Annotated in this window: 4 protein-coding genes; 2 read left to right on the top strand and 2 right to left on the bottom strand. The window is 61.4% G+C overall.

Translation table 11 applies throughout. The annotated features are described in order from the left end of the window. The coding region (locus tag JNL55_RS33965) for a hypothetical protein (RefSeq protein WP_293865300.1) at positions 1–266 on the top strand (266 nt) is incomplete at its 5' end. Between the two features lie 59 nt (positions 267–325). Here the strand turns inward: JNL55_RS33965 and JNL55_RS33960 are convergent. After that, positions 326–1,804, bottom strand: coding sequence for an amidohydrolase (locus tag JNL55_RS33960; RefSeq protein ID WP_293865297.1), 1,479 nt, complete (start codon positions 1,802–1,804; stop codon positions 326–328). Between the two features lie 117 nt (positions 1,805–1,921). Continuing rightward, entirely contained in the window at positions 1,922–2,290 is a 369-nt protein-coding gene (locus JNL55_RS33955) for a hypothetical protein (protein WP_293865294.1), read from the bottom strand. A 367-nt stretch (positions 2,291–2,657) separates the two neighbouring features. Here JNL55_RS33955 and JNL55_RS33950 point away from each other — a divergent pair. Then, positions 2,658–3,368, top strand: a 711-nt coding sequence (locus JNL55_RS33950; RefSeq protein ID WP_293865291.1) for an STN domain-containing protein, incomplete at its 3' end; no start/stop codon positions are given.

Here is a 3,368-nt window from a genome sequence, read left to right as displayed (position 1 = left end):
ACGAACAACTCAAGAAAAAGACGCCGCAGGAAAGCGTCGAGCGGGCGACCGTGCAGATCGCGAATGTGACTTATGGATTCGATGGTAGGGGCCTGTTCCGCATGACCGACGGTCAGGTCTGGAAGGCTACGGAGAGCGCGCCGCCCGAACAACGCCTCGATCCGGGTAAGAGCTACGCAGCTCGTATCGAACGCGGCAAAATCGGCGGCTACAGAATGTATGTCGAGGGCACGCCGCGAATGATCAGGGTGACGCGGACGAATTGAACCGAGCTATCGAATGATTGAGGCGCGCCGATCGACGCGCCTCAGTCATGCGCCACGTCTCAGGGCGTCGGCGGCTTCTGTCCTTCCGGAATCGCGCTCTTGTACACGATGCCCTTGGTCTTCTGCTTCCACTCGGCGGTGATGGGCTGGAGCAACGACGGATCCTGCAAGATGTCGAGCGCAGTCGCCGCCATGGTTTTGGCCGCGACATTCAGTCCTTTGTGGCCGATGGACATGCCGCCGGTCGCGACTGTGGACCAGTTGTGACCCGGATCGCCGAGCACGGCGGTGGCCACGGTCAGGCCGATGGTCGGAGTGACCCAGCTCACGTCGGCCACGTCGGTGGTGCCGCTTTCGGGGTGAGGCGGTCGCATCGGCTCGATCTTGCTGGCGAGTCCGGCCTGCTCGATGCCCAGATTGCGTTGGATTTCCTTGGCGAAGGTTTGTTCGTCGGCGGTGAACTGCGGCGGCCCGATGGCGAGCAGGTTGCTAAACATCAGTCGCGAGCCGACTTCGTTGACCAGTACGTGCCACGGCGCTTCGAGAATCTTGATCTCATAAGTGGTGCGGGTCATCAACGCCGCGCCCTGTATCGATTCGAGCAGGCGCTCGTGCAGGCGTTCGACGCCGGAGCGCTCAGTGTCGCGAATCATGTACCAGACGCTGGCACGGTCCGGCACGATGTTCGGAGCTGCGCCGCCATTGGTGATCACGTAGTGGATGCGTGAACTCAGGGGCACGTGCTCGCGCAGATAGTTCATGGAAACGTTCAGCAGTTCCACCGCGTCGAGCGCGCTACGACCGGTCCAGGGGCTGCCGGCGGCGTGCGCCGATTGGCCGCTGAAAGTGATTTCCACGCCATTCAGCGCTTGACTGCTCGCCTGCGGCACGCCGGTTTCCGAGTCCGGATGCCAATGGAAGGCGATGTCGACGTCGTTGAACAAACCATCGCGCACCATATAGGTCTTGCCGCTGTAGTTCTCTTCGGCGGGCGTGCCGTACAGGCGGATGGTTCCTTGCAGCTTTTGTTGAACGATGGCGCGCTTCACGGCGACTGCGGCAGCCGTGCTGGCGGTGCCGAACAAGTTGTGGCCGCAGCCGTGGCCGGCGGCGCCTTGCTGAAACGGCTGCTTCGTCGGCGTGGCCGACTGCGACAGGCCCGGCAATGCGTCGAACTCGGCGAGGATGCCGATGACGGGCTTGCCGCTGCCGTATTCGGCGACGAAGGCCGTCGACATGCCGGCGACGCCGCGCTTGACCTTGAAGCCTTCCTTTTCCAGCTCTTTCGCCAGCAATTCCGCGGACTGGGTTTCCTTCAACGAGGTTTCCGCCGCCCGCCAGATGCGGTCGCTCAGATCGTTACTGCGCGCCGAGCTCTTATCGATCCATTCGAGAGCGGACTTTTTGACCGGGCTGAGCTGCGCCGGGGAGACCGCCGGCACCTCGTCGGCCGCCAGCGCCGATGCAGCCATGAAAACCGCGGCAATGAACCAGGAACCGCGAATTCCCACTGGGGTGGGATTATCGATGTCGTGCATGCGCCTTGACCCGCTGAAAGTGTGCCCGGGCCGGATGTTAGGGAGCCTTCAGAACGGAAATCAAGAGCGGTGGTTGAAGGGGGTTCTTCACGGGTGGCGGGTGGGTTCCGGGGCGGGTCAGGCCCGAGCGCTGAAGGTCGTTGCCACCGGCTCCAGCTGTTCCATCTGGATCGAGGCATACAGCCCGAGGGTCGAGGCGAACTGGCCGCTGCGCATGGACTTGAGCGACTCGCGTTGTCTCATGGCGGCGTCGAACTCGCGGTAGTTCACTTTGGCGTCGCCGTTGCTGTCGCCGCTGGCCATGATCTGCCTGGCGGTGGCGATGGCAATGCCAGTGCTGATGACAACCGCAGGAGTGCTGGGCGGCGGGGTGACCTGTTGACTGACTTGTTGACTGCTTTGTTGATTGGGCAACGGGCTACTGCCCACGGGCGGCGCGTGCGCGCTCGCGCCTTGCATCGTACTCACAGATAATCCGCCGCTCATCGACAGTCTCCGTTCGTCCAAACATTCCGCCGTTGGGGCGGGAATTGAGCGGCAGTATGAAAATTATGGAATAAAGGGGAATTGGGACATTCATGAGCGGTGACGCCGTTATCACTCCCGGAAAAAAGCTCAGGGGATTCCCGCAACGGGGCCTACATGAGTGCACCGGCAGCATGTGAGCTATTGCCGCTTTTCTGTAGGGGTACTGACCGGTAAGGTCTTTTGAACCGTTGGTTGCCTGCGCTGAATGACACGCAAACTTCCGCTGCGCTCACTTGGGTGGCCCTGTTGTGCCCAGCTAACTGTCTAACTGATGGCGACACAACATCGCCACTGTGCCCAAAATAAAGACAGGGGATTCCAGGTCATGTCATCACGCTTTCTCATCCTGGCGGTTCGCGGCATTCTTGCCAGCCGGATTGCCACGACCGCGACTCTACTGGCCGTCGTCGCCACCGCCCAAGCTCAAAGCCAAAGTCTCGAACGCACCATTACGGTCGAGATCGCGCCTCAGAAGTTGTCCACGGCCTTGTTGAAGCTGACCAAACAAACGGGTTTGCAGCTGTTGATGCCGGGAAAGATCGTCGATGAGCAGGCGACCCAGGGCGTCCATGGCACCATGTCAGTGCATCTGGCGCTGACCAAGCTGCTCGAAGGCACGTCGCTGCGTTACCGGACGTTCGGCGAGAACGTCATCGGCATCGAGCTGGCCGAAGACAAGCCGAACGCCGGCTCGGCCGAAGAAAAAACCAGCGCAATCGACGCCCTCGAGGAGGTCGTCGTGCGCGGCGTCGAGTTTCGCTACGAAGAAGTGCTGAGCGCCAACAAGATGCCGGCGTCGGTGAAGGACACGCCGCAGTCGGTCAAGGTCGTCACGCGCGATCTCATCGACTTCGCGGGGGTGCAATCCTTCGGCGACATCTACAAGGTCGATGCGTCTTCGGCCGCCGTGCATACGGGCGATCATTATCCGCGCCAATACTATCGAGGTTTCAGCGGCAACAGCGGCAACGGCATCAAGGTGGACGGCTTTCGCACCACCAGTGAACTATCGCTTGATCTTGCGGTATTCGAGCGC

This window comes from Steroidobacter sp., assembly GCF_016790065.1.
In the GTDB taxonomy this organism is placed as follows: Bacteria; Pseudomonadota; Gammaproteobacteria; order Steroidobacterales; family Steroidobacteraceae; genus Steroidobacter.
This window is presented reverse-complemented; position numbering and strand designations above follow the sequence as displayed.

What these genes read in the sequence shown, in the direction of transcription:
- JNL55_RS33960 (WP_293865297.1), bottom strand. Translation starts at nt 1,804, where the DNA reads ATGCACGACATCGATAATCCCACCCCAGTGGGAATTCGCGGTTCCTGG.
- JNL55_RS33955 (WP_293865294.1), bottom strand. Translation starts at nt 2,290, where the DNA reads ATGAGCGGCGGATTATCTGTGAGTACGATGCAAGGCGCGAGCGCGCAC.